Source organism: Streptomyces hawaiiensis (genome assembly GCF_004803895.1).
In the GTDB taxonomy this organism is placed as follows: Bacteria; Actinomycetota; Actinomycetes; order Streptomycetales; family Streptomycetaceae; genus Streptomyces; species Streptomyces hawaiiensis.
Map to the genome: position 1 here is coordinate 2454935 of NZ_CP021978.1, position 22604 is coordinate 2477538.

At 71.8% G+C, this 22604-nt stretch carries 20 protein-coding genes; 5 read left to right on the top strand and 15 right to left on the bottom strand.

Translation table 11 applies throughout. The annotated features are described in order from the left end of the window. Positions 1–57 precede the first annotated feature (57 nt). On the top strand, positions 58–1914 hold the full coding sequence (locus tag CEB94_RS11335) for an anthranilate synthase family protein (protein ID WP_175432087.1): 1857 nt from the start codon (positions 58–60) through the stop codon (positions 1912–1914). A 38-nt stretch (positions 1915–1952) separates the two neighbouring features. Here CEB94_RS11335 and CEB94_RS11340 read toward each other — a convergent pair whose 3' ends face one another. The 4 genes from CEB94_RS11340 to CEB94_RS11355 are packed head-to-tail and all read right to left on the bottom strand — an operon-like array spanning position 1953 to position 5755. Next, complete coding sequence (locus CEB94_RS11340) at positions 1953–2981, bottom strand: 6-phosphofructokinase (RefSeq protein WP_175432088.1); 1029 nt, start codon at positions 2979–2981, stop codon at positions 1953–1955. Between the two features lie 53 nt (positions 2982–3034). Continuing rightward, positions 3035–3724 (bottom strand): response regulator, encoded by a 690-nt coding sequence (locus CEB94_RS11345; RefSeq protein ID WP_175432089.1) that lies wholly within the window; start codon positions 3722–3724, stop codon positions 3035–3037. Further along, complete coding sequence (gene macS, locus CEB94_RS11350; RefSeq protein ID WP_175432090.1) at positions 3721–4947, bottom strand: MacS family sensor histidine kinase; 1227 nt, start codon at positions 4945–4947, stop codon at positions 3721–3723. Before macS ends, CEB94_RS11345 begins: the two co-directional genes overlap by 4 nt. Before the next feature lie 28 nt (positions 4948–4975). Continuing rightward, a complete protein-coding gene (locus tag CEB94_RS11355; protein WP_175436965.1) occupies positions 4976–5755 on the bottom strand; it encodes a lysophospholipid acyltransferase family protein in 780 nt (259 codons plus the stop codon). Between the two features lie 203 nt (positions 5756–5958). Here CEB94_RS11355 and CEB94_RS11360 point away from each other — a divergent pair, with 203 nt between their 5' ends. Both CEB94_RS11360 and CEB94_RS11365 read left to right on the top strand, forming a co-directional pair. Continuing rightward, positions 5959–6756: an alpha/beta hydrolase gene (locus tag CEB94_RS11360; RefSeq protein ID WP_175432091.1), complete on the top strand. Its 798-nt coding sequence runs from the start codon at positions 5959–5961 to the stop codon at positions 6754–6756. Beyond that, positions 6749–7378 (top strand): hypothetical protein, encoded by a 630-nt coding sequence (locus CEB94_RS11365; RefSeq protein WP_175432092.1) that lies wholly within the window; start codon positions 6749–6751, stop codon positions 7376–7378. Before CEB94_RS11360 ends, CEB94_RS11365 begins: the two co-directional genes overlap by 8 nt. Here the strand turns inward: CEB94_RS11365 and CEB94_RS11370 are convergent. The 6 genes from CEB94_RS11370 to CEB94_RS11395 all read right to left on the bottom strand — a co-directional run bounded on the left by CEB94_RS11370 (position 7375) and on the right by CEB94_RS11395 (position 12553). Then, positions 7375–8121 carry an endonuclease/exonuclease/phosphatase family protein gene (locus CEB94_RS11370; protein ID WP_175432093.1) on the bottom strand — a complete coding sequence of 249 codons (747 nt, stop codon included), beginning with the start codon at positions 8119–8121 and terminating at the stop codon, positions 7375–7377. The two genes, CEB94_RS11365 and CEB94_RS11370, sit on opposite strands and share 4 nt — an antisense overlap. Positions 8122–8232: 111 nt before the next feature. Continuing rightward, positions 8233–9186 (bottom strand): ROK family glucokinase, encoded by a 954-nt coding sequence (locus CEB94_RS11375; protein ID WP_175432094.1) that lies wholly within the window; start codon positions 9184–9186, stop codon positions 8233–8235. Positions 9187–9319: 133 nt separating this feature from the next. After that, positions 9320–9820, bottom strand: a complete 501-nt coding sequence (locus CEB94_RS11380) for a DUF5304 domain-containing protein (RefSeq protein WP_175432095.1) — start codon at positions 9818–9820, stop codon at positions 9320–9322. Positions 9821–9925: 105 nt separating this feature from the next. Then, positions 9926–11095, bottom strand: a complete 1170-nt coding sequence (locus CEB94_RS11385; protein WP_175432096.1) for an ArsA family ATPase — start codon at positions 11093–11095, stop codon at positions 9926–9928. Positions 11096–11205: 110 nt separating this feature from the next. Beyond that, positions 11206–11646, bottom strand: a complete 441-nt coding sequence (locus CEB94_RS11390; RefSeq protein WP_175432097.1) for an SRPBCC family protein — start codon at positions 11644–11646, stop codon at positions 11206–11208. 109 nt (positions 11647–11755) lie between these two features. Beyond that, entirely contained in the window at positions 11756–12553 is a 798-nt protein-coding gene (locus tag CEB94_RS11395; RefSeq protein WP_175432098.1) for a metallophosphoesterase family protein, read from the bottom strand. A gap of 296 nt (positions 12554–12849) precedes the next feature. Here CEB94_RS11395 and CEB94_RS11400 point away from each other — a divergent pair, with 296 nt between their 5' ends. Then, the gene (locus CEB94_RS11400) at positions 12850–14646 is read left to right on the top strand and encodes an AMP-dependent synthetase/ligase (protein ID WP_175432099.1); all 1797 of its coding nucleotides are present in this window, start codon (positions 12850–12852) and stop codon (positions 14644–14646) included. 18 nt (positions 14647–14664) lie between these two features. Here the strand turns inward: CEB94_RS11400 and CEB94_RS11405 are convergent, their stop codons facing one another. Continuing rightward, a complete protein-coding gene (locus CEB94_RS11405) occupies positions 14665–16302 on the bottom strand; it encodes a GMC oxidoreductase (RefSeq protein WP_175432100.1) in 1638 nt (545 codons plus the stop codon). A 114-nt stretch (positions 16303–16416) separates the two neighbouring features. Then, on the bottom strand, positions 16417–17559 hold the full coding sequence (locus CEB94_RS11410; protein ID WP_175432101.1) for a glycosyltransferase family 4 protein: 1143 nt from the start codon (positions 17557–17559) through the stop codon (positions 16417–16419). A gap of 118 nt (positions 17560–17677) precedes the next feature. On the opposite strand from CEB94_RS11410, the gene CEB94_RS11415 reads away from it, so the two are divergent. Next, positions 17678–18922, top strand: coding sequence for a glycosyltransferase family 87 protein (locus CEB94_RS11415; RefSeq protein WP_175432102.1), 1245 nt, complete (start codon positions 17678–17680; stop codon positions 18920–18922). Here the strand turns inward: CEB94_RS11415 and CEB94_RS11420 are convergent. The 3 genes from CEB94_RS11420 to CEB94_RS11430 all read right to left on the bottom strand — a co-directional run bounded on the left by CEB94_RS11420 (position 18879) and on the right by CEB94_RS11430 (position 22373). After that, positions 18879–20063, bottom strand: a complete 1185-nt coding sequence (locus CEB94_RS11420; protein WP_175432103.1) for a hypothetical protein — start codon at positions 20061–20063, stop codon at positions 18879–18881. The two genes, CEB94_RS11415 and CEB94_RS11420, sit on opposite strands and share 44 nt — an antisense overlap. Positions 20064–20096: 33 nt before the next feature. Next, a complete protein-coding gene (locus CEB94_RS11425; RefSeq protein WP_175432104.1) occupies positions 20097–21110 on the bottom strand; it encodes a C40 family peptidase in 1014 nt (337 codons plus the stop codon). Between the two features lie 222 nt (positions 21111–21332). Continuing rightward, positions 21333–22373, bottom strand: a complete 1041-nt coding sequence (locus CEB94_RS11430; protein WP_175432105.1) for a C40 family peptidase — start codon at positions 22371–22373, stop codon at positions 21333–21335. Positions 22374–22604 lie beyond the last annotated feature (231 nt).

Here is a 22604-nt window from a genome sequence, read left to right on the forward strand (position 1 = left end):
CGGCCTTCGGTGTTTCCCGGGGTCCGTTCCTCTCTCACCGAGATGGAGCACGGACCCATGAACCTGCTCGGCTTGCTGGACGACCCCCGTCCCTTCGCCCTGCTGCGCCGCCGCGCCCCGGGCCACGACCACGACCTGGTCGAGGTCCTCATCGGCCCGGTCGCCCCGCACGACCGCCTCGCCGACCTCCCCGACCAGAGCCTCGCGCTGGTGCCCTTCCGGCAGATCCGCGAGCGGGGCTTCGACGTCCGCGACGACGGCACGCCCCTGCTGGCACTCACGCCCCAGGAGTCGTACGGCGTCCCGCTGGCCGACGCCCTTGAGCAACTCCCGGCGCACGACGTGCGCGTCGAGGGCGGTGGCTTCGATGTCGCCGACGAGGAGTACGCGGAGATCGTCGGACGCGTGCTGCGGGAGGAGATCGGGCGGGGCGAGGGCGCGAACTTCGTGATCCGGCGGACGTACGAGGGCGAGGTCCCCGGGTTCGGGCGGGCCGACGCGCTGGCGCTGTTCCGGCGGCTGCTGGAGGGCGAGCGGGGGGCGTACTGGACGTTCGTCGTGCACACCGGGGACCGGACCCTGGTCGGGGCGAGCCCGGAGGTGCACGTCCGGATGTCCGGCGGCACGGTCGTCATGAACCCGATCAGCGGCACGTACCGCTACCCCGCCGAGGGCCCCACGCCCGGGCACCTGCTGGATTTCCTCGCCGACGGCAAGGAGATCGAGGAGCTGTCGATGGTCGTCGACGAGGAGCTCAAGATGATGTGCACCGTCGGCGACATGGGCGGGGTCGTGATCGGGCCCCGGCTGAAGGAGATGGCGCACCTCGCGCACACGGAGTACGAGCTGCGCGGGAAGTCCTCGCTGGACGTGCGGGACGTGCTGAAGGAGACCATGTTCGCGGCGACCGTCACCGGTTCCCCCGTGCAGAACGCCTGCCGGGTGATCGAGCGGCACGAGAGCGGGGGGCGCGGGTACTACGCCGGGGCGCTGGCCCTGATCGGCCGGGACCCGGGCGGGGCCCAGACCCTCGACTCCCCCATTCTCATCCGCACCGCCGACATCTCCTCCGAGGGGCGCCTGCGGGTTCCCGTCGGCGCCACGCTCGTGCGGGGTTCGGACCCGGCGAGCGAGGTGGCGGAGACCCATGCGAAGGCGGCGGGTGTGCTGGCGGCCTTGGGCGTACGCCCGTCCCGGCCGTGCGCGGAGGCCGTAGGGCCACAGCTGACGGACGACCCGCGGGTCCGGGCGGCGCTGGACGGCCGCCGGGCCTCGCTCGCGCCCTTCTGGCTGCGGATGCAGGAGCGCTCCGGGGAACTGACCGGCCACGCCCTGGTCGTCGACGGTGAGGACACTTTCACGGCGATGCTCGCGCACGTGCTGCGCTCCAGCGGCCTGGAGGTGAGCGTGCGGCGGTACGACGAGGACGGGCTCCGGGAAGCGGTGCTCGCGCACGAAGGGCCGGTCGTGCTCGGCCCGGGCCCGGGCGACCCCTGCGACCTCGCCGATCCGAAGATGCGGTTCCTGCGCTCGCTGACCGCCGAGGTGATCAGGGGCGAGGGGCAGGGCGTGCTGGGTGTCTGCCTCGGACACGAGCTGATCGCGGCCGAGCTGGGGCTGGACATCGTCCGCAAGGAAGTGCCGTACCAGGGGGCGCAGACGGAGATCGAGCTGTTCGGGCGGCGGGAGACCGTCGGGTTCTACAACAGCTTCGTGGCGCGCTGCGACGACGAGGCGGCGGCCGGGCTGAGGACGCACGGCGTCGAGGTCTCCCGCGCCGCGAACGGGGAGGTGCACGCGCTGCGCGGTCCCGGGTTCGCGGGTGTCCAGTTCCACCCGGAGTCGGTCCTGACGCTGAACGGCGCGGCTGTCGTACGGGAGTTGGTTTGCCAGGTGCGCAACACGACCGTGTAGCCGTCCGGGGGCCGGCGCCCCCGGACGTCCGTTCCCGGTCAGCCGAAGAACACCCCGACCTCCTCGTACAGCGCCGGATCCACCGTCTTCAGGCGGGCCGTGGCGTCCGCGATGGGGACGCGGACGATGTCCGTGCCGCGCAGGGCGACCATCCTGCCGAAGTCGCGGTCGCGGACGCAGTCGATGGCGTGCAGCCCGAAGCGGGTGGCGAGCCAGCGGTCGAAGGCGCTGGGGGTGCCGCCGCGCTGCACATGGCCCAGCACGGTCGTGCGGGCCTCCTTGCCCGTGCGCTTCTCGATCTCCTTGGCGAGCCACTCGCCGACCCCGGACAGCCGGACGTGCCCGAAGGAGTCGAGCGACTGGTCCTTGAGGACCATGTCGCCGTCCTTGGGCATCGCCCCCTCGGCGACGACCACGATCGGCGCGTACGACGCCCGGAAGCGGGAGGTCACCCAGGTGCACACCTGCTCGACGTCGAAGCGCTGCTCGGGAATGAGGATGACGTTGGCGCCGCCGGCCAGTCCGGAGTGGAGGGCGATCCAGCCGGCGTGCCGGCCCATCACCTCGCAGACCAGGACCCGCATATGGGACTCGGCGGTGGTGTGCAGCCGGTCGATGGCCTCGGTCGCGATGCCGACGGCGGTGTCGAAGCCGAAGGTGTAGTCGGTGGCGGACAGGTCGTTGTCTATCGTCTTCGGGACGCCCACGCAGGGCAGCCCGTGGTCGTCGGACAGGCGGGCGGCCACGCCGAGGGTGTCCTCGCCGCCGATGACGATGAGCGCCCCGACCTCCAGCTCGGCGAGATTCTCCTTGATCCGGCGGATGCCGTTCTCCACCTTCAGCGGGTTGGTCCGCGAGGAGCCGAGGATGGTGCCGCCGCGGGGCAGGATGCCGCGCACGGTGGGGATGTCGAGCCGGACGCTGTCGTTCTCCAGGGGTCCTCGCCAGCCGTCCCGGAAGCCGGTGAAGTCGTAGCCGTACTCCTGCACGCCCTTGCGGACGATGGCCCGGATGACGGCGTTGAGGCCGGGGCAGTCGCCGCCTCCGGTCAGTACTCCGACGCGCATGGAACAGTCCCTTCGCCGCAGGTGCCTGACGAAGGGTCAGTGTGACGCGCGCCTCACTCGTCGTCGAGGCCGCGCTCTATCGCGTACCGGACGAGCTCCACTCGGTTGTGCAACTGGAGCTTGCCGAGGGTGTTCTGGACGTGGTTCTGCACCGTGCGGTGGGAGATGACCAGGCGTTCGGCGATTTGCTTGTAGCTCAGGCCCTTGGCGACCAGGCGCAGCACCTCGGTCTCGCGGTCGGTGAGCCGGGGCGCCTTCGGTTCGCCGGTGTCCTGCGCGGGGGCGGGTTCGGAGGCCAGGCGGCGGTACTCGCCGAGGACCAGCCCGGCGAGGCCGGGGGTGAAGACCGGGTCGCCGACGGCCGTGCGGCGGACCGCGTCCTGGAGGTCCCCGGTGGAGGCCGACTTCAGCAGATAGCCGGTCGCGCCGGACTTCACCGCCTCCAGGACATCGGCGTGCTCACCGCTCGCGGACAGCACGAGGACCCGCAGCGCCGGGTTCGCGGCGACGACCTCCTTGCAGACCTGGACGCCGGGCTTGCCGGGCAGGTTCAGGTCGAGCACGAGGACGTCGGGTGCGGCGGCCTTGGCCCGGCGTACGGCCTGGTCGCCGTCGCCCGCGGTGGCGACCACCTCGAAGCCGGACTCGGCCAGGTCGCGGGCGACGGCGTCACGCCACATGGGGTGGTCGTCGACGACCATGACCTTGATCGGGCCCTGCCGCTCTCCGGTGGTCTCCGTCATCGCTGCTCCGCCTTCCCCCGTGTGTCCGTCACGGCCTTCGGTACCTTCAGCTCGACCTCGGTGCCCTGGCCCGGCACCGAGATCAGCTCCGCGCTGCCGCCGAGCTCACGCAGCCGGCCGCGGATCGACAGGGCGACGCCGAGCCGCCCCTCGCCCTCGGCCTCGACGAGCCGCCCCTCCGGGATGCCGGGTCCGTCGTCCCGTACGGTGACGATCACCTCGTCCGGCTCGTCCTCGACCAGGATCCACGCGCGCGCCTCCTCCCCGGCATGCCGGCGGACGTTGTCCAGGGCGGCCCCGACCGCGGCGGCCACCTCCCGGGCGGCGACCGGCGCCAGCGGCACGGGCGCGCCGGGCTCGGCGAGGCTGACCATGGCCCCGGCGTACGGCGCGAGCAGGGCGCGCAGGTCGACGGGGCCGCGCTCGTCCGGCTCCTCGTCGACGGCCCGGACGAGCGCGCCCTCGGCGGCGTCTTCGGAGACCCGGGAGACGGGGACGAGTCCGCCGGAGACCAGGGTGCGCAGCGCGACCTCCTGCTCACCGGCCATCCGGCCCAGCTCGGCCGCCTCTCCCCCGATCACGGCCCCGCGGCGCTGCACCATGGCCAGCACCTGGAGCACGCTGTCGTGGATGTCCCGGGCGAGGCGCTCCCGCTCTCGCGTGGCGGCCTCGATCTCCAGGGCGCGGGCGAGGGTGCGCTCGGAGGCGCGGGCGACCTCGACGACGTAGCCGATGGCGACGGAGGCGATGCAGACCAGGATGACGTTGTGGACGGTGTCGCGGGCCGGGCTGCCGCGCTCGATCAGGTTGGCGACGGCGACGAGGCCGGAGGCGAGGGCCGCCCAGCGCCAGCCGCCCTTGACGGCGAAGGCGAGGACGGCACCGGCGGTCCATATCGACGGCAGGGTCGGGCCGCCCGCCTGGACCCGCTCGTGCGCGTCGGCGACGGGCGTGAGCAGGATGCCGACGACGGCGATGGTGAGGTCGGCGGCGAGGAACCGCTTGGTGCAGCGGGCGGCGTTCGCGACCCGGGGCAGGGTGGCCAGGGTCCAGCCGCACAGCACGGCGTAGTAGGCGACGGCGATCCAGGGGCGGACGAACTCGGTGTAGGCGGTGGCGAACAGGCCGACCGCGTACAGCATCGTGAGCACCCGGTAGGCGGTGAGCGCACGCCACAGCGGCTGCTCGACCGACATCCTCATGACACGCTCGCGCTCGGCCATCTCCCCCGCCCCCCGACCGAAGCCCCCGCTAGGGCTCGGTCCGCCGCTGCTCCGTCTGCTTTTCCTTCTCGGCCTGTTCCTTCTCGGCCTTCGCGAGAGCGGCCCTGGCCGCCTTCTCGGCTTCCTTCTCCGCCTTCGCCGCTTCCGTGAGCTGCCGCTTCATGGCCGTCGCGTACATGTCGACGTACTCCTGGCCGGAGAGGTTCATGATCTCGTACATGACCTCGTCGGTCACGGCGCGCAGCACGAACCGGTCGTTCTCCATGCCCTGGTAGCGGCTGAAGTCCAGGGGCTTGCCGATCCGGATGCCGGGCCGCATCAGCTTCGGCATGACCTTCCCGGGTGGCTGGATCTTCTCCGTGTCGATCATGGCGACGGGGATGACCGGCGCGCCGGTCGCGAGCGCCACGCGCGCGAGGCCGCCCGGCTTGCCCCGGTAGAGCCGTCCGTCGGGCGAGCGCGTGCCCTCCGGGTAGAGCCCGAACAGCTCACCGCGCTCCAGCACCTCTATGCCGCTCCTGATGGCGGCCTCACCCGCGCCGCGCGCGCCGGAGCGGTCCACGGGGAGCTGCCCGACTCCTTTGAAGAAGGCGGCCGTCAGCCGGCCCTTCACACCGGGCGTGGTGAAGTACTCGGCCTTGGCGATGAAGGTGACCTTGCGGTCGAGGACGGCAGGCAGGAAGAAGGAGTCGGAGAACGACAGGTGATTGCTCGCCAGGATCGCAGCGCCCTCGGCGGGTACGTTCTCCAGGCCCTCCACCCAGGGTCTGAAGGCGAGCTTCAGCGGACCCCCGATGGTGACCTTCATCGCGCCGTACAACAACCGAGTGCCTCCTGTATGTGTCGGTCAGACCTTAACCCGGAGCACTGTCAAAGGCTCCGACGGCCCTGGTCGGTGTCAGTGCGGTCGCGTACGGTGAAGGTCCCGCGCACGACGCGCGAACACCTTCCATGACGTTCCGTGACATTCCGTGATCGTGCCAGTCCCTTCTCACGACCAGGAGGCCGAAGGTGCCGGTCCTTGCCGGAGCCGAGCCGTTCCACCACGAGGGCGGAGAGGTCGCCGTCCTCCTCTGCCACGGCTTCACCGGATCACCGCAGTCGCTGCGCCCCTGGGCGGAGCACCTCGCCGAGCATGGCCTGACCGTCTCCCTGCCGCTGCTGCCGGGGCACGGCACGCGCTGGGAGGACCTGCGGATCACCGGCTGGCAGGACTGGTACGCGGAGGTGGACCGCGAGCTGCGCCTCCTGTGCGAGCGCCGGGAAACGGTCTTCGTGGCCGGTCTGTCCATGGGCGGCGCACTGGCCCTGCGACTGGCCGCGAAGCACGGCGACGCCGTCCGCGGTGTCGTGGTCGTCAACCCCGCGAACAAGGTCCACGGCCTGGCCGCGCACGCCCTGCCGGTGGTGCGCCACCTCGTCCCCGCGACGAAGGGCATCGCCAGCGACATCGCCAAGCCGGACGGCAGGGAGCTCGGCTACGACCGGGTGCCGCTGCACGCGGCGCATTCGCTGCGCCGGTTCTTCCAGGCCACCGACCGCGAGCTGCCGCAGGTCACCCAGCCGGTGCTGTTGCTGCGCAGCCCGCAGGACCATGTGGTGCCGCCCGCCGACTCGGCCCGGATCCTCAGCCGTATCTCGTCGACGGATGTGAAAGAGGTCATCCTGGAACAGAGCTACCACGTCGCCACGTTGGACCATGACGCGGACCGGATCCACGAGGAGAGCCTCGCGTTCATCGGCCGCATCGCGTCCGGCCTCGGCAAGGAGCCCGGGTTCGGCAAGGAAGGGACGACCGCAGGTGGCTGAGCACGACTCCGACCGCGAGGGCCGGGAGCCGGACGAGAAGGGCGTCCCCATCGACGAGGAGGCCGCCTGGGCGGCGATCGTCGCCGGGTACGGCGACGAGCCGCCGGACCCGCCGGGCGCCAAGCCGTTCAAGTCGGTCGAGGACCTGGCCCTGCCGGCGACCGGGACCAACGACGCCGTGATCGACGGCGGCGGGGGCGACACGGCCGTGAAGTCCGAGGACGCCGTCAAGCCCGCCGAGCCGCAGGATTCCGGGGAGCCCGGGGACCAGCCCGTGAAGCCCCTGGGCGGCTCGGTTTCCTTCGCGCCCGGCACCGGCCCGCGCGACTACTCCGTGTCCGAGCCCGCAGAGGACGACTTCGACGAGGACGACGAGGGCCACTTCGTGCCCCCGGAGCCTCCCCCGCTGCCCACCGCCGACCCGACGGCCAAGTTCGCCTGGCTCGGCGTGCTCGGCGGCCCGGTGCTGCTCCTGCTGGCCGTACTGCTCGGCTGGGACATGACCTGGTGGCTGGCCACGCTGGGGATCGGCGGGTTCCTCGGCGGGTTCACGACGCTGGTGATGCGGATGCGGACGGACGACGAGGGCGATGACGACCCCGGGCGGGGCGCGGTCGTCTAGGAAGCCGGGACTCTGAGGGCGGCCAGGACCGGGAGGTGGTCCGTGGCCGCCCTCAGGTCTGCGTCGGACACCCCCGGGTGCCCGGAAGGCACGCCGCAGCCCAGGACCTCGATGTCCTGCGTCGCGAAGATCGCGTCGATGCGCTGGTAGGGGTCGCCGGGCGTCCAGGTGTGCTCGCCGCCCCAGGGGGCCGCGGCCCGGCAGTCGGTCAGGCTGTCGGCCAGCCGGCGGAAGGCGGGGCCGTCGGGGCGTTCGTTGAGGTCGCCGCCGGCGATCGCGTGCTCCACACCCATGCCGGCGAGCCGGTCCAGGAGCATGCCGGACTGCTCGTGGCGCTCGTCCTTCTGGAGGGACAGGTGGCAGCTGAGTACGCCGAGGCGGGTGCCGGCGACGCGGACGACCGCGGTGGCGAAGCCGCGGCGGTGCAGGCCGGGGGTGGGGGGCAGGAGGATGTCCTCCGTGCGTTCGACGCCGACCCGGAGCGAGCTGAGGATCGCCGGTCCTGTGGTGGTGGCGCCGCCGGTGACGATCACCAGGTCGGATGCGAGGGCCAGGCGGGCGAGTTTCTTGCGCCAGCGGAAGAAGCGGGGGGCTTCTTGGACGAGGACGAGGTCGGGCTCGCACGCCCTGATGACCCGGACCAGGGCGTCGGTGTCGTCGCGCAGGGAGCGGATGTTGTAACCGAGGACCCTGATGACCGCGGAACCGTCGGGCTCGGTACGGGAGTTGGGGAGCAGCGACATGTGATCAATTTACGCCCAACGGGGCGGGGCGCGGGGATGGTGCGCGAATGCCGGTCGCATGTGGTCGATCGCGCAGTTCCCCGCGCCCCTGGGCGCGCACCCTGACGGCGTTTACATGATCGGGTCGGGCTCGCGGGCCAGGTCGGCCGCTCCTACCAGACCGGCCTTGTTGCCCAGTTCCGCTGCCCGGACCTCGGCCACCGGGCGCCAGTTGCCGCCGACCAGCCAGCGCTTGTACGACTTGCGGATCGGGCCCAGGACCAGTTCGCCCTCGTCGGAGAGGCCGCCGCCGACGATGAACGCCGAGGGGTCGAAGAGGGAGGCGAGGTCGGCGAGGCCCGCACCGACCCAGCGGGCCAGTTCGCGGTAGGAGTCGACGGCGACCCGGTCACCCTGGCGGGCGGCCATGGAGATGTGCTTGCCCTCGATGCCGTCGGGCGTGCCGTTGCCGAGGCCGAGCAGGATCTCGGCGTTCTCGGGGGTGGCGTTGGCGCGCTGCTTGGCGTACCTCACCAGCGCCCGGCCGGACGCGTACTGCTCCCAGCAGCCCTGCGAGCCGCAGCCGCACAGCAGGCCGTCCGGCACCATGCGGATGTGGCCGAACTCGGCGGCCACGCCGAAGTGCCCGCGGCGCAGCTTGTTGCCGATGATGATGCCGCCGCCGAGGCCGGTGCCCAGCGTGATGCAGATGACGTTGCGGTGGCCCTTGCCGGCACCGAACTTGTACTCGCCCCACGCCGCCGCGTTCGCGTCGTTCTCCACGACCACCGGGAGGCCCACGCGGGCCTCGACCTTCTCCTTGAGCGGCTCGTTGCGCCAGTGGATGTTGGGCGCGAAGTAGACCTCGGAGCGCTGGCGGTTCACGTAGCCGGCGGCACCGATGCCCACGCCGACGATGTCGTGACCGACGCGTGCGCCCTCCACCGCCGAGGCGATGGCGTCCACGATGCCCTCGGCCGTGCCCGGGGTCGGCACCTTGTGGGTCGAGAGGATGTTGCCTTCCTCATCGACCACGCCGGCCGCGATCTTCGTGCCGCCGATGTCGACGCCGATGGTGAGTCCCATGAATCCCTCAGTTTCGGTCGAGCCCCGCTACGGCCAACGGTACCCGAGGCCCTGCCGTCGGGTTGGCTGTCGTCCGCACGGTGGGCACCCCGGCCGGCCGCTCCGGGCCCGCCGCTCGGCCGGGGCCGGGGACTCAGTCCAGGTCGATGCGCTCCCCGGGACCGGCGTCGTCGCCGCCGTCCCGGCGTTCGCCCTGGTCACGGGGGTCGCCTTGATCGTCGCGGCCGGTCCAGCGGCGCTCCTGGGCCTGGACGGCGGAGCGGTAGGCGGCGAGCAGCTCGTTCCCGGCCGCTGCCAGGTGGTCGAAGACATCCGGATTGCGCTCGATGACGGGTTCCACGGCGCCCTTGGCCTGCTGGACGACCTGCCGGACGACCTGCTGCGCGGCGGGCCCCGCGACCGCGCCGAGCAGCGGGGACTGGACGCCGGACAGCTTCTCGGCGACGGTGTCGACGAGCTTCTTCAGCTCTTCGGCGGCGGAGCCCGGGGGCGTGCCGTACTGGGTGCGGCGGCGGGTCTTCTCCGCCTGGAGGTCCTCGGCGCATGCGGTCGCCCAGGCGTCGGTGTCGCTCGCCCGCACCTCGTCCGCGGCCTCATCGCGGGCGGCGTCGAACGGGGGGAGTTCTTCGCTCATGACGGACTCCTGACTACGGCTCGTCCCTACGACATTACCCGAACGGGCGTACCGCGTTCACGGGCCGGGGCCTGCCGTGTCTCCCCGGTCCGGCGCCCTGCTGTTTCACCGGGCCCGCGGCCACAGCTTCGGGTCGGGTGCGAAGCGGATCCGCAGCTCGCCCTCGCGCAGGGCGGCTCCGTCGACGGTGCAGCGGCGCAGCACGGAGGGCAGCGGGACGATCCGGCGGAACCGCCCCGCCGTGACGACGAGTTCGTCACCGCGCCGGACGAGGTCCAGTTCCTCGCGTATGGCGCCGGGCAGCGGGATCTGCCAGACGAGGACGCCGTCATCGCCGAGCCGGTCGGTCACGGGCCAGTCGGCCGCGGGGGGCGCCTGCCCGACGCCGGGTACGGCGAGCGCGGTGAGGTCGTCGGTGCCGCGCGGGTCGTGTCCGAGGTGGGGGACGGTGCGGACGTCGTAGGTCTCCCGCCACTCCTCCAGCGTCTTGCGCTGCTGGGCGACCGCGCCGGCGAGCCAGGTGTCCGGGGAGGCCTCGGGCAGGACGCGGCTGGCGACCACGACGTCGGTGCGCAGACCGCGCAGGGCGAGGCCGAGGCCGGCGGTGCGCAGCGCGTCGGCGCCGGCCGGGCCGGGTTCGGCGACCAGGCGTACGACGGTGTCGCGGTCGGCGAGGACCGCCTCGACGGCGGCCAGTTCCAGGTCCCAGCGGGCTGCCGTCTCGTAGAGCCACTCGGCGGGCATGGGGACGCCGGCGAGGCGGCCCAGGACGGGGCGCAGGGCGCGGGCGGCCTGCCGTTCGGGCGGGAGCAGGCGGCGCAGGTAGCGGCGGAGTTCCTCGGGCAGGGCGAGGAGGGCGAGGGCCTGCGGGGCCGGGGGGAGGTCGACGACGAGGGTGTCGTACTTCTCTGACAGCACGGCGTCGCGCAGGGCGCGCAGCACGGCGAGTTCCTCGGCGCCGGGCAGGGGGGTGAGTTCCTCGGGGTCCAGGCGGGAGGCGCCGAGGAAGTCCAGGGCGGTGGCGGCGCGGTCCTGGAGGGCGGTGAGGTCCCTGCGGAAGTCCTGGGCGGCGTCGGGTCGCCAGGCGGTGAGCTGCGGGGCTGCCTGGACCGGGGCCGGGCCGGTCCGCACCCCCAGGGCGGCACCGAGGGTGTCCGCGCGGTCGGTGCCGAGGACGAGGGTGCGGGTGCCCTCGGCTGCCGCGGCCAGGGCGGTCGCGGCCGCGAGGGTGGTACGACCGCTGCCGCCGGGGCCGGTGATCAGGATGGTGCGCATGGGGTGGAACGCTACCCCGGGGCTGGCGGCCGGGGGCACGGGGAACCGCGCGACCAGCCACGAGGGACCCGCACCCGGCACTACGCGGGCAACCCGCTACGGCGCGGCTCCTACTGGCCCGATTCCACGCGCTTCTTCAGACCTGCCAGCGCCCTGTCGATGATGACCTTCTCCGCCTTGCGCTTGATCATGCCGAGCATGGGGATCTTGACGTCCACGGTCAGTACGTATGTGACCTCCGTGCCGCCCGCGCCGGACGGCTTGAGGAGGTACGTGCCGTCGAGGGAGCGCAGCATCTGGGACTTCACCAGCGTCCAGGACACCTCGTTCTCTCCGGTCCAGGTGTAGCCGAGAACCTGGTCGTCCTTGATCGCGCCCGCGTCCATGACGAGGCGGACCTGCTCGGCGCGGCCCTGGGCGTCGGTCTTCAGGACCTCCGCCTCCTTCACCTCGCCGGTCCAGTCCGGGTAGCGGGCGAAGTCGGAGATGACCGCCATGACGTCGGCCGGGGCCGCCTCGATGGTGATGCTCGAGCTGGTGTGTTCCGCCATCGCCGTGGCTCCTCCAGATGCGGGCCGAATATGAGGTCGTGCGCACGCGTGTGCAGCGTGAAGGCTACCGCGCACGGGACCCGCCGATCTCACCCGAGCTGCGGCGTCCTCACCATTCCAGCACCCAGGGCGTTCCGGTCGACGCGAAGTGCCCCACGTTCACGCACTCGGTCGCCCCGATCCGCATCCTCTTCACCAGTGGCTGGTGCACGTGCCCGAAGAGGGAGTACCGGGGCCGGGTGCGGCGGATGGCGTCCAGCAGGGCCCCGCTGCCGCGCTCGAAGCGGCGGGCGACGGTGTCGTAGACGAGCTCGGGGACCTCGGGCGGGATGTGCGTGCAGAGCACGTCGACCTCGCCCACGGCCTCGATCTTCGCCGCGTACTCCTCGTCGCTGATCTCGTACGGCGTGCGCATCGGCGTGCGCAGGCCGCCGCCGACGAAGCCGAAGACCCTGCCGCCGATCTCGACGCGCTCGCCGTCGAGGACGGTCGTGCCGGGGCCCGCGTACTCCCGCCACAGCGTCGGCATGTCGACGTTGCCGTAGGTGGCGTACGTAGGAGAGGGGAACGCGGCGAACAGCTCGGCGTACTGCTTGCGCACCGCTTCCTCGATCACCGTGGCACGGTTCCCCTGGAGAGAGGCCCACAGCTCGGTCCCGAGCACCCGGGCCTCCTCGAAGCGGCGGGCGGTGCGCAGCGCGACGATGCGGTCGGCGTTCTCGACTCCGAACAGGTCGGGGAAGATGCCGCGCGAGTGGTTGGCGTAGTCGAGGAAGAGGACGAGGTCGCCCAGGCATATCAGGGCGTCGGCGCCCTCGCCGGCCCTGGCCAGGTCACGGGCGTTGCCGTGCACGTCGCTGACCACGTGTACGCGCGTCCGGTGGTTTCCGGCTGGTGTGGGTGCCATGACGATCAAGCGTAAGCGTGTGCGGCAGAGGTGAACAGTGGCGGCCGGGCCTGCGGTTACTGGCCAGTCAGTTAGTGCGTGGACTACTGTGCGCGAAGGAATACCCAACTGTGTGACGCAGCGAACATCTCGACGGGACCCCCTGTCGGAGAAGCCATACCGGCGGGTAACGTCCGGGCAGTCCAGTCGTGCTCTGCATTTCAACAAGTGAATGCCTGAGTACCTCCCCGAGCCTTGGACCGCACCGTCGCAGCACACACCGTCGTGGCGCCGGCGCCCTATGAGGAGCAGCAGTCTTGCGCGAGTTCAGCCTTCCGGCTTTGTACGAGGTCCCTGCGGACGGAAATCTGACCGACATCGTCCGCAGAAACGCCGCGCAGCATCCGGACGTCGCCGTCATCGCCCGCAAGATCGGCGGCAGCTGGCAGGACGTCACGGCCACCACCTTCCTCGCCGAGGTGCACACGGCGGCGAAGGGCCTGATCGCCGCCGGGGTCCAGCCGGGCGACCGGGTGGGCCTGATGTCGCGTACCCGCTACGAGTGGACGCTGCTGGACTTCGCGATCTGGAGCGCGGGCGCGGTGACCGTGCCGGTGTACGAGACCAGTTCGCCGGAGCAGGTGCAGTGGATCCTGGGCGACTCGGGCGCGACCGCCTGCGTCGTGGAGTCGGACGCCCACTCGGCCGCGATCGAGTCGGTGCGCGACGGGCTGCCGGCGCTCAAGCACGTGTGGCAGATCGACGGCGGCGGCCTCGACGAGCTGGGCCGGCTCGGCCAGGACGTCACGGACGAGACGGTCGAGGAGCGCGGCTCGTTCGCCAAGGCCGACGACCCGGCGACCATCGTCTACACCTCGGGCACCACCGGCCGCCCCAAGGGCTGTGTGCTCACCCACCGCAGCTTCTTCGCGGAGTGCGGCAACATCGTGGAGCGGCTGCGTCCGCTGTTCCGCACCGGCGAGTGCTCGGTGCTGCTCTTCCTGCCGCTCGCGCACGTCTTCGGCCGGCTGGTGCAGATCGCGCCCATGATGGCGCCGATCAAGCTCGGCTGCGTCCCGGACATCAAGAACCTCACCGACGAGCTGGCCGCGTTCCGCCCGACGCTGATCCTCGGCGTGCCGCGCGTCTTCGAGAAGGTCTACAACTCGGCGCGTGCCAAGGCCCAGGCCGACGGCAAGGGCAAGATCTTCGACAAGGCCGCCGACACCGCGATCGCCTACAGCAAGGCGCTGGACTCTCCCTCGGGCCCGTCCCTCGGTCTGAGGATCAAGCACAAGACGTTCGACAAGCTCGTCTACACCAAGCTCCGCGCGGTCCTCGGCGGCCGGGGCGAGTTCGCCATCTCCGGCGGCGCCCCGCTCGGCGAGCGCCTCGGCCACTTCTTCCGCGGCATCGGCTTCACGGTCCTGGAGGGCTACGGCCTGACCGAGTCCTGCGCGGCCACCGCGTTCAACCCCTGGGACCGGCAGAAGATCGGCACGGTCGGCCAGCCGCTGCCCGGCTCGGTGGTGCGGATCGCCGACGACGGCGAGGTGCTGCTGCACGGCGAGCACCTGTTCAAGGAGTACTGGAACAACCCCGGCGCGACCGCGGAGGCCCTGGCCGACGGCTGGTTCCACACCGGTGACATCGGCACCCTCGACGAGGACGGCTACCTCAGGATCACCGGCCGCAAGAAGGAGATCATCGTCACCGCGGGCGGCAAGAACGTCGCCCCGGCCGTGATCGAGGACCGCATCCGGGCGCACGCGCTGGTCGCGGAGTGCATGGTGGTGGGCGACGGGCGGCCGTTCGTGGGCGCGCTGGTCACCGTCGACGAGGAGTTCCTGGGCCGCTGGTGCTCCGACCACGGCAAACCGGCGGGTGCCACCGCGGCGTCGCTGAGCGAGGACCCGGACCTGCTGGCCGCGATCCAGGCGGCGATCGACGACGGCAACGCCGCGGTGTCGAAGGCGGAATCGGTGCGGAAGTTCCGCATTCTGTCCTCCCAGTTCACGGAGGAGTCGGGCCACCTGACGCCCTCGCTGAAGCTGAAGCGGAACGTGGTGGCGAAGGACTACGCGCACGAGATCGAGGCGATCTACGCGAAGTGACCCACCGGGTCGGGTCGCCTATGGCGCGGTGTCCTCGGCGAGGACTCGCGCCATCGTGCGTTCGGCGAGCGCGGTGATGGTCACGAAGGGGTTCACCCCGAGCGACCCGGGCACGAGCGAGCCGTCGGTGACATACAGCCGGGGATATCCCCTGACCCTGCCGTAGTGGTCCGTCGCCCTGCCCAGCACGCAGCCGCCCAGCGGGTGGTAGGTGAAGTCGTCGGCGAAGACCTTGTTCCCCGAACCGAACAGGTCGTACCGGTAGATCGTCGCGTTGGCCGCGTTGATCCGGTCGAACAGCTTCTTGGCCATGGCCACGGAGACCGCGGAGTGGGCGGCCGTCCAGCCGAGCCGCAATCGGTCCGAGCCGGTGTCGTAGGAGAAGGACGCCCGCTCCGGGTTCCCGGTGATCGCCAGGTAGAGACTCACCCAGTGCTCCAGGCCCGTCGGCAGCGGGGCGATCTCGGCGAACACCGGGTTGGCGGTGTTGGCCCAGTCGTCGATGCCCATGACCGGCATGGTCGACTGGTTCGCGCCGACCGTGTCCCACAGGTGGTTGGCCCGGCCCAGCATCACGTTGCCGTTGGTGCCCCAGCCCGCGCCGACACTGGCGTCGAGGCCGGGCAGGGTGCCCGTCTCCCGGGCGCGCAGCAGCAGTTCGGTGGTGCCGAGGCTGCCACCGCCGAGGAAGAGGTACGCGCAGCCGTACTCCTTGGTCTCGACGACGCGGCCGGTCTCGTCGACGCGGTCGGCGGTCAGGACGTAGGTCCCGTCCGGCGCGCGGCTGATCGCGCGCACCTTCTCCAGGGTGTGGATGGTGACGTTGCCGGTGCCGAGCGCGGCGGCGAGGTAGGTCTTGTCGAGGCTGCGCTTGCCGTGGTTGTTGCCGTAGATGACCTCGCCGGCGAGCGCCGACTTCGGGGCGGTGCCGGCCGCCTCGCGCCGCATGTGGCCGAAGTCGTAGACGCTCGGCACGAAGGTGGTCCGCAGGCCGGTCTTCTCGGCGTGCTTGCGGGAGACGCGGCTGAAGCGGTACCACTCCGTCGACTCGAACCAGGCGGGGTCGACGGTGTTGACGCCCAGGGCGGCGCGGGCGCGCGGGAAGTAGGTGCCGTACATCTCGTCGGCGTCGACGGTGGGGAACTGCTCGGCGAAGTACGACCGGGGCGGGGTGACCGCCATGCTTCCGTTGACCAGGGAGCCGCCGCCGACGCCCCGGCCGACGTACACGGACATGTGGTCGAAGTGCACGCGGTCCAGGACGCCGGGGTAGGGGCTGATGTCCCGGTTGACCACGTCCAGCCACAGGAACGTGGACAGGGGAGCCTCGGTGCGGGTACGGAACCACATGGAGCGGTGGTCGGGTGCGCTGGTGGCGCAGAAGACCTTGCCGTCGGGGCCGGAGGTGTTCCAGAGGCGGCCCATCTCCAGGACGATCGTGCGGATGCCGGCCTGGCCTAGACGGAGGGCGGCGACCGCTGCGCCGTAGCCGGATCCGACGACGATCGCCGGGGCGGTGTCGGCCGCGTCGGGCTGGGCGGCTCGGGCGCTTTCGAGGCCGATGCGGGTGAAGCCGAGGGTGGCAGCGGTCTGCAGAGCTGCCACGCCCAGGATTTGACGTCTTGTCAGGTGACGATGTGTCAGGTTTGCTGTCATGGGCGCAGCATCGGCGGATTTTGGGGTTCCGCCTAGTGGGGTGCCACTTGATCCTTGTGGGCGGGTGCGGGCCTTTGGTGGCTTGTCGCGCAGTTCCCCGCGCCCCTTGTGTCCCTAAAGCAAGCTCTTGAGGTTCTCCGCAAGCAGGTCCCAGCGCCACTTCTCCTCGACCCACTCCCTGCCCCGCTCGCCCATTCTGCGTCGCAGCTCGGCGTCGCCGAGGAGGGTCGTGATGCGGTCGGCGGCCGCCTGAGGGGAGCCGCCTCTCACCACCCACCCGGTCTCGCCGTCGAGGACCGCGTCCGGGGCGCCGCCCGAGTCGCCGGCCACGACCGGGAGGCCCGTCGCGGAGGCCTCCAGATAGACGATGCCGAGGCCCTCGACGTCCAGGCCGCCGCGGCGGGTGCGGCAGGGCATCGCGAAGACGTCGCCGGCGCCGTAGTGAGCGGGCAGTTCGGACCAGGGCACGGCGCCGGTGAAGCGGACGGCGGAGGCGACGCCGGTCTCGTGCGCGAGCCGCCGCAGGTCCTTCTCGTACGGGCCGCCCCCGACGATCAGCAGCACGGTGTCCGGCTCGGCGGCCAGGATGCGGGGCATGGCCCGGATCAGGGTGTCCTGCCCCTTGCGCCGCACGAGGCGGGAGACGCAGACCACCACGGGCCGGTCCGTCAGGCCCAGCCGGGCCCGCACCTCCTCGCCGCCCGAGCCGGGGTGGAAGGTCTTCTCGTCGACCCCGGGCGGCAGCTGCGCCATCCGGGCGGCCGCCTCGGGTGTCAGGGCGGAGGCGATGCGCGAGCGTGTGTACTCGCCGAGGTAGGTGATCGTGTCCGTGGCGTCGCCGATCCGGCGCAGCAGCTGCCGGGCGGCGGGCAGCTGCGCCCAGCCGGCCTCGTGGCCGTGCGTGGTGGCGACCAGCCGCTCGGCGCCCGCGCCCCGAAGGGCCGGGGCCATCAGGCCGAGCGGGGCCGCCGCCCCGAACCACACCGAGGTGCACCCGTGCTCCCGCAGCAGGCCGACGGCCCGCCGGGTGGCACCCGGCGTCGGCAGCAGCATGGTCGTCCGGTCCCGTACGACGGTGAAGGGCTGCTCGGCGTCGAAGGCGCGGGTCGCCTCGACGCCCTCCCGGGTCCGCTTCCAGGTCGAGGCGTAGACGACCAGCTGCTGCGGGTCCAGCCGCAGGGCCATGTTGTGCAGGAACGCCTGGATGCCACCGGGCCGGGGCGGGAAGTCGTTGGTCACGATCAGGGTCTTGCGCACGCCGCCGACCCTACCGAACCGCCCCTCACAGCCGTGCGCGGCAGCAGGTATGGCACGCTCACAGCTGACGGGCCCATCATGGCCCCATCAGCACGGCACGCGAACGGGCAGGGATCACGTGAAGACGACGGGCACGAGGCGGTCCCTGGCATGGCTGCCGGTGGTCTGGTGTCTCACGAGGCTGATGCTGCTGCTGTTCGTGCTGAAGGTGTACGTCTTCCCGGGCCCGGACGTCACGAGCGACGTGCACGTGATCTACCAGGGCTGGTACGACGTCCTGAGCACCGGAACGTTCCCGCTGAACGATGTCACCTGGCAGTACCCGCCCGCCGCCGCGCTGGCGATCCTCTCCCCCGGCCTGCTGCCCTTCCTGGACTACGCGACCGCGTTCTTCGTGCTGGTCTGCGTAACCGACCTGGCCGTGCTGGCCCTGATGACGTACGCGGGACGCCGCCCGGGCCGCTCGCTGCGCGGCGCCTGGGTGTGGGTGATCGGCGTGCCGCTGCTGGGCCCCACGGTGTACGCCCGCTACGACGTGATGGTCACGGCGGTGGCGATGGCCGCGCTGCTCGCGGGCGCCCGGCACCCGAAGGCGATGGGGGCCCTGGCCGCTTTCGGGGCGCTGCTGAAGGTGTGGCCGGCGATGCTGCTCCTGGCCGCCCGGAGCCGCAGCGCCTGGATGTCGGCCCTGGCGGCCGGCATCGCGGTGACGGGTGTGTTCGCGCTGGCCATGCCGGGCGCGTTCGCGTTCCTGACCTTCCAGCGCGACCGGGGCACCGAGGTCGAGTCGCTGGGCGCGCTGGTCTTCCATGTCGCCCGACACTTCGGCTGGCAGGGCGAGGTGAGGCTGAACTACGGCTCGATCGAGTTCATCGGGCCGTATGTGAGCGAGGTGAGCACGGGCGCACTGTTCCTGACCGGGACGGCCTTCGGCTGGCTGGTGCTGTGGCGGCTGCTGGCCCGGCGCTTCGAGCAGCACACGCTCGCCGACGCGGCCTTCGTGGCGGTGCTGATGTTCACCACCACCAGCCGGGTGATCAGCCCGCAGTACATGGTGTGGCTGATCGGGCTGGCGGCGGTGTGCGTGTACTTCCCCGGGAGCCGGATGCGGCTGCCGGTCGTCCTGGTGCTGGTGGCGTGCTTCGTGACGGTGCTGGAGTTCCCGTACTACTTCGCCAACGTCGTGGCGAGCGACGGTCTCGGCCTCACCCTGCTGTTCCTGCGCAACGGCCTCCTGGTGGCCGCCACGCTGATCGCGGCCGGCGCCCTGTGGCGGGCGACCGTACCGCCCGCCACGCCGGCCGCTGCCCGGCCCCGGGTCAGCCCAGCTGATCCCGCAGATATGCCCGCCACTGCTCCGTGAAGGCCTCCGGCGTCGTCCCCAGTACCTTCCGCATCGCGTCCTCCACCGCCCCGGCCCGCTCCCGGTGCTCCCCGACGGCCCGGTAGAAATCGCCCAGCCGGGCCTCGCCCCAGCGGTCGGAGATCAGCCGGCACGCCGTCCAGCCGCTCTCGTAGGAGCGGGCCAGGCGGCTCGCGTCGCCGGTGAAGCCGAAGTCCTCGTCGTCCGGGAGTGCCGTGGGGACGCGGCCCTCACCGACCGCCCGGGACAGTTCGGGCGCGGCCTCGGCGGGGGTGCGGCCGCCGTCGCGGTAGCCGACCCAGTCGGCGTACCCCTCGGACAGCCACAGGGGCGTGGCGGCCGTGGTGCGGGCGCGGGTGGCGACATGGGTCGTCTCGTGGGTGACGACGACCTGCTCACCGAAACCGCCGAGGAGCGCGAACGCGTCCGGGTTGACGATGATCCGGTCCGCCGGCGCCCGGTCCCGCGCGCCCGTCTCGCCGGTGGTGACCGCCGCGATCCCGCGGTAGGAGGAGGCGGGCGAGCCGAGCAGCCCCGCCATCCCCTCCAGTGACTTCGGTACGAGCACGACGACCCGCCGGCTCCAGTCCGTGCCCCACGCGTCCGACACGGCGGGCACCGCACGGTCGGCCAGGTCCGCGAAGTCCCGCAGCGACCGCCCGGACTGCCCGACGCCGAGGACGAGGCTGTGCCGGCCCCGGACGAGGTGCACCGTCCCCTGGTCCCAGAGCTGCTGCGCGGACTTCCTTGCCGGCCGGTCGGTGTCCACGGACCACTGCCCGTCCGCGTCCCGGCTCAGCCGCAGAGTGCGCCCGGCGGTCACCGGCGCCTGGTCGTACCCGGCGACGCGATAGCGCAGTTCGGCGTCGGCGGTGGCCGTGTCGCCGGTGCGGCGCACCGCGGTCACCCGGTACGACCACGCGGCCACGGGCAGCGCGCGCAGTGCGGCGAAATCCGTCCCCGTGCCCGTCCGTTCGTAGGCCCGCGCGTCACGGTCGACGACCGCGGCGGCCCGCCTGTCCAGGAGCCGCTGGACGTCGGCCGTGGCACTGTCGGCCGCGGACCGCCCGCCGCACCCGGCCAGGGCGGTGAGCAGCACGACGAGCACGACGAGCGCGGACCCCCACCTTCGACCAGCCACGTTCCCGATCGTACGGGCGCCGGGCCGCCCTGGTCAGACCCTGGTGACCGACGAGACGGGCATCATCCCGACCGGGTCGTAGCGCACGGGCGCGCCGGGGTAGGGCGCGTGGATGACCTGGCCGTTGCCCATGTACATCCCGACATGGCTGGAGTCGCCCCGGTAGACGACCAGGTCACCGGGGCGCGCCTCGGACAGCGGGACCTGCCGGCCGGCGTACCGCTGGGCCTGCGAGGTGCGCGGCAGGGAGACCCCGGCCTGCGCGTACGACCACTGCATCAGGCCCGAACAGTCGAAGCCGGAGGGTCCGTTGGCGCCCCAGACGTAGGGCCTGCCGAGCACGCTGCGGGCTGCGGCGACCGCGGCGGACCCGCGTCCCGAGGCGGCGGTGGCGCCGCCGAGGTCGGGCATGCCGGGGCGGCCGGAGCGGGAGGCGCGGCCGTAGGCGTCGCGCTCGGCGTCCGGCAGGGAGTTGAGCAGCCGCCGGGCCGTGGCGAGCTTCTGCTCGACGGTCTTCTTGTGGGCGGCGACGGCCTTACGGCTCCTGTCCAGTTCGCGGAGCTTCCCGGCGGTCTCCTCGCGGTCCTGTGCCAGTTCGCGCAGCGCGATCCGGAGTTCCTTCAGCTCGCTCGCCTGGCGGGCGGTGAGGCGGTCGAGCCGGGACGCGTGGTCGAGGTAGTCGTCCGGGTCGTCGGAGAACAGCAGGGCGAGGGACGGGTCCATGCCGCCCTCGCGGTACTGGGCGCCGGCGAGCGAACCGAGGGACTCCCGCATGGAGTTGACGCGCTGCTGCTGGCGGGCGATGCGGTCCCGGGCGGTGCCGACGTGATCGCGCAGCTCGTCGGCGCGCTCGTCGGCCTGGTTGTACACCTCGGTCGCCTTCTCGGCCTGCTCGTAGAGCCGGTCCACCTTGGCCCGGGTGTCGTCGTACGGTGCGGCGGCGGCCGGTACCGCGCCCACGGCGGCGGCCGCGACGGACAGGAAGCTGACCGCGGCACTGGCGCCCCGGTCGAACCCGGACGGTGCAAGGCGGCGATGGGACCCCACGGGAAGCCGCTCTCCTTCCGCTGGCGGACTTGGAACGCGGCAGACAGTAGCCCCGCGACAGGGGGCCGCCAACGACCATCCGTGGGTATCCGGCAGGGCGCCCCGCCGCTGACGCAGGTCAATGGCGGGGCGTGGGCTCACTCAAGGCTGTCGTGATTCGCCCGAACGGCGGACACGGTGTCCTGATCCTGAGGACGCCGAGCGGGTTTCGCAGGTCGGATGTCAGACCCGGACGCCGAACATGAAGGGGCCGCCGATGGTGTCCATCGACTCGTAGCGGACGACCGTGCCGGTGCGCGGGGCGTGGATGATCTGCCCGTTGCCGGCGTAGAGGCCCACGTGGTGCAGGTCGTTGAAGAAGAAGACCAGGTCGCCGACCTTGAGCTGGCTGACCGAGTAGATCTTGGTGCCGGCCCCGGTCTGCGCCTCGGAGGTGCGCGGGATCTGCACGCCGGCCGCCGCATACGCCCGGGAGGTGAGGCCGGAGCAGTCGAAGGAGCTCATGCCGGTGGCGCCGTAGACGTAGGGCTTGCCGAGCTGGCTCTGGGCGAAGGCGAAGGCGGCGGCGGCGCGGCCCGAGCCGGGCGGGACGTCGACGTCGAGGGCGTCGCGCTCGCTGGTGCGGCTGGCGCGGTTCTGTTCGGCGGCCAGTTCGGCCTTCTGGGCGGCGGTGAGGCTGTTGAGCAGCTTCTGCGCGGAGGAGAGCTTGCCCTGGACTTCCTTCTTCTTCTTGCCGAGTTCGGTCCGGGTGGAGGCGAGGTCCTTCAGCTTCTCGGAGGCCTCGGCGCGCTCCTGGGCGAGCTCGCGCTGCTTCTCCTGGACCTTCTTCAGCGCCTCGACCTGCTGGCTGCTCAGCTGGTCGAGCGTGGAGGCCTTGTCGAGGTAGTCCTCCGGGTCGGCGGAGAGGAACAGCTGCACGGAGGGGTCGATGGAGCCGGTGCGGTACTGCGACGCGGCGGCGAGACCCAGGCTGTCGCGGAGCTCGTTGAGCTCCTCCTGGCCGCGGGCCACGTTGTCCTGGATGGTGGAGATCTCCTTCTGGAGTTTCTCCTGCTTCTCCTTGGCCCCGTTGTACTTCTCGGTGGCCTGCTCCGCCTCTTCGTAGAGCTTGTCGACCTTGGCCTTGACCTCGTCCTTGCTCGGCTTCTCACTGGGGGCCGCGTTGGCGGCCTGCGAGCTGAAGGCGACGGCAGCGGCGGCGGCGGTGGTCAGCACGGTCACACGTGCGCGGCTCGGCTGCTTAGGACGACGGTGGGACGCCACGGGTGAAAAGCTCCTTCTGGCCCCTCCGCCGTCTCTCCCGATGAGTGATCACCCGAGCGGAGGTTCGGCCTGACCCTAGTGACCTTCCTGTGATCAGTTCAAATCCTCAGATGAAAAATCGCGTCACGGTAGGCCATCTTTTCATCTGGACTCACAGGCGGTGAGACCCACTTGACGCAACGTGGCCCACAGGTCCCATCAATTCGGGCATCACGCTCGGAGGTTACGCAT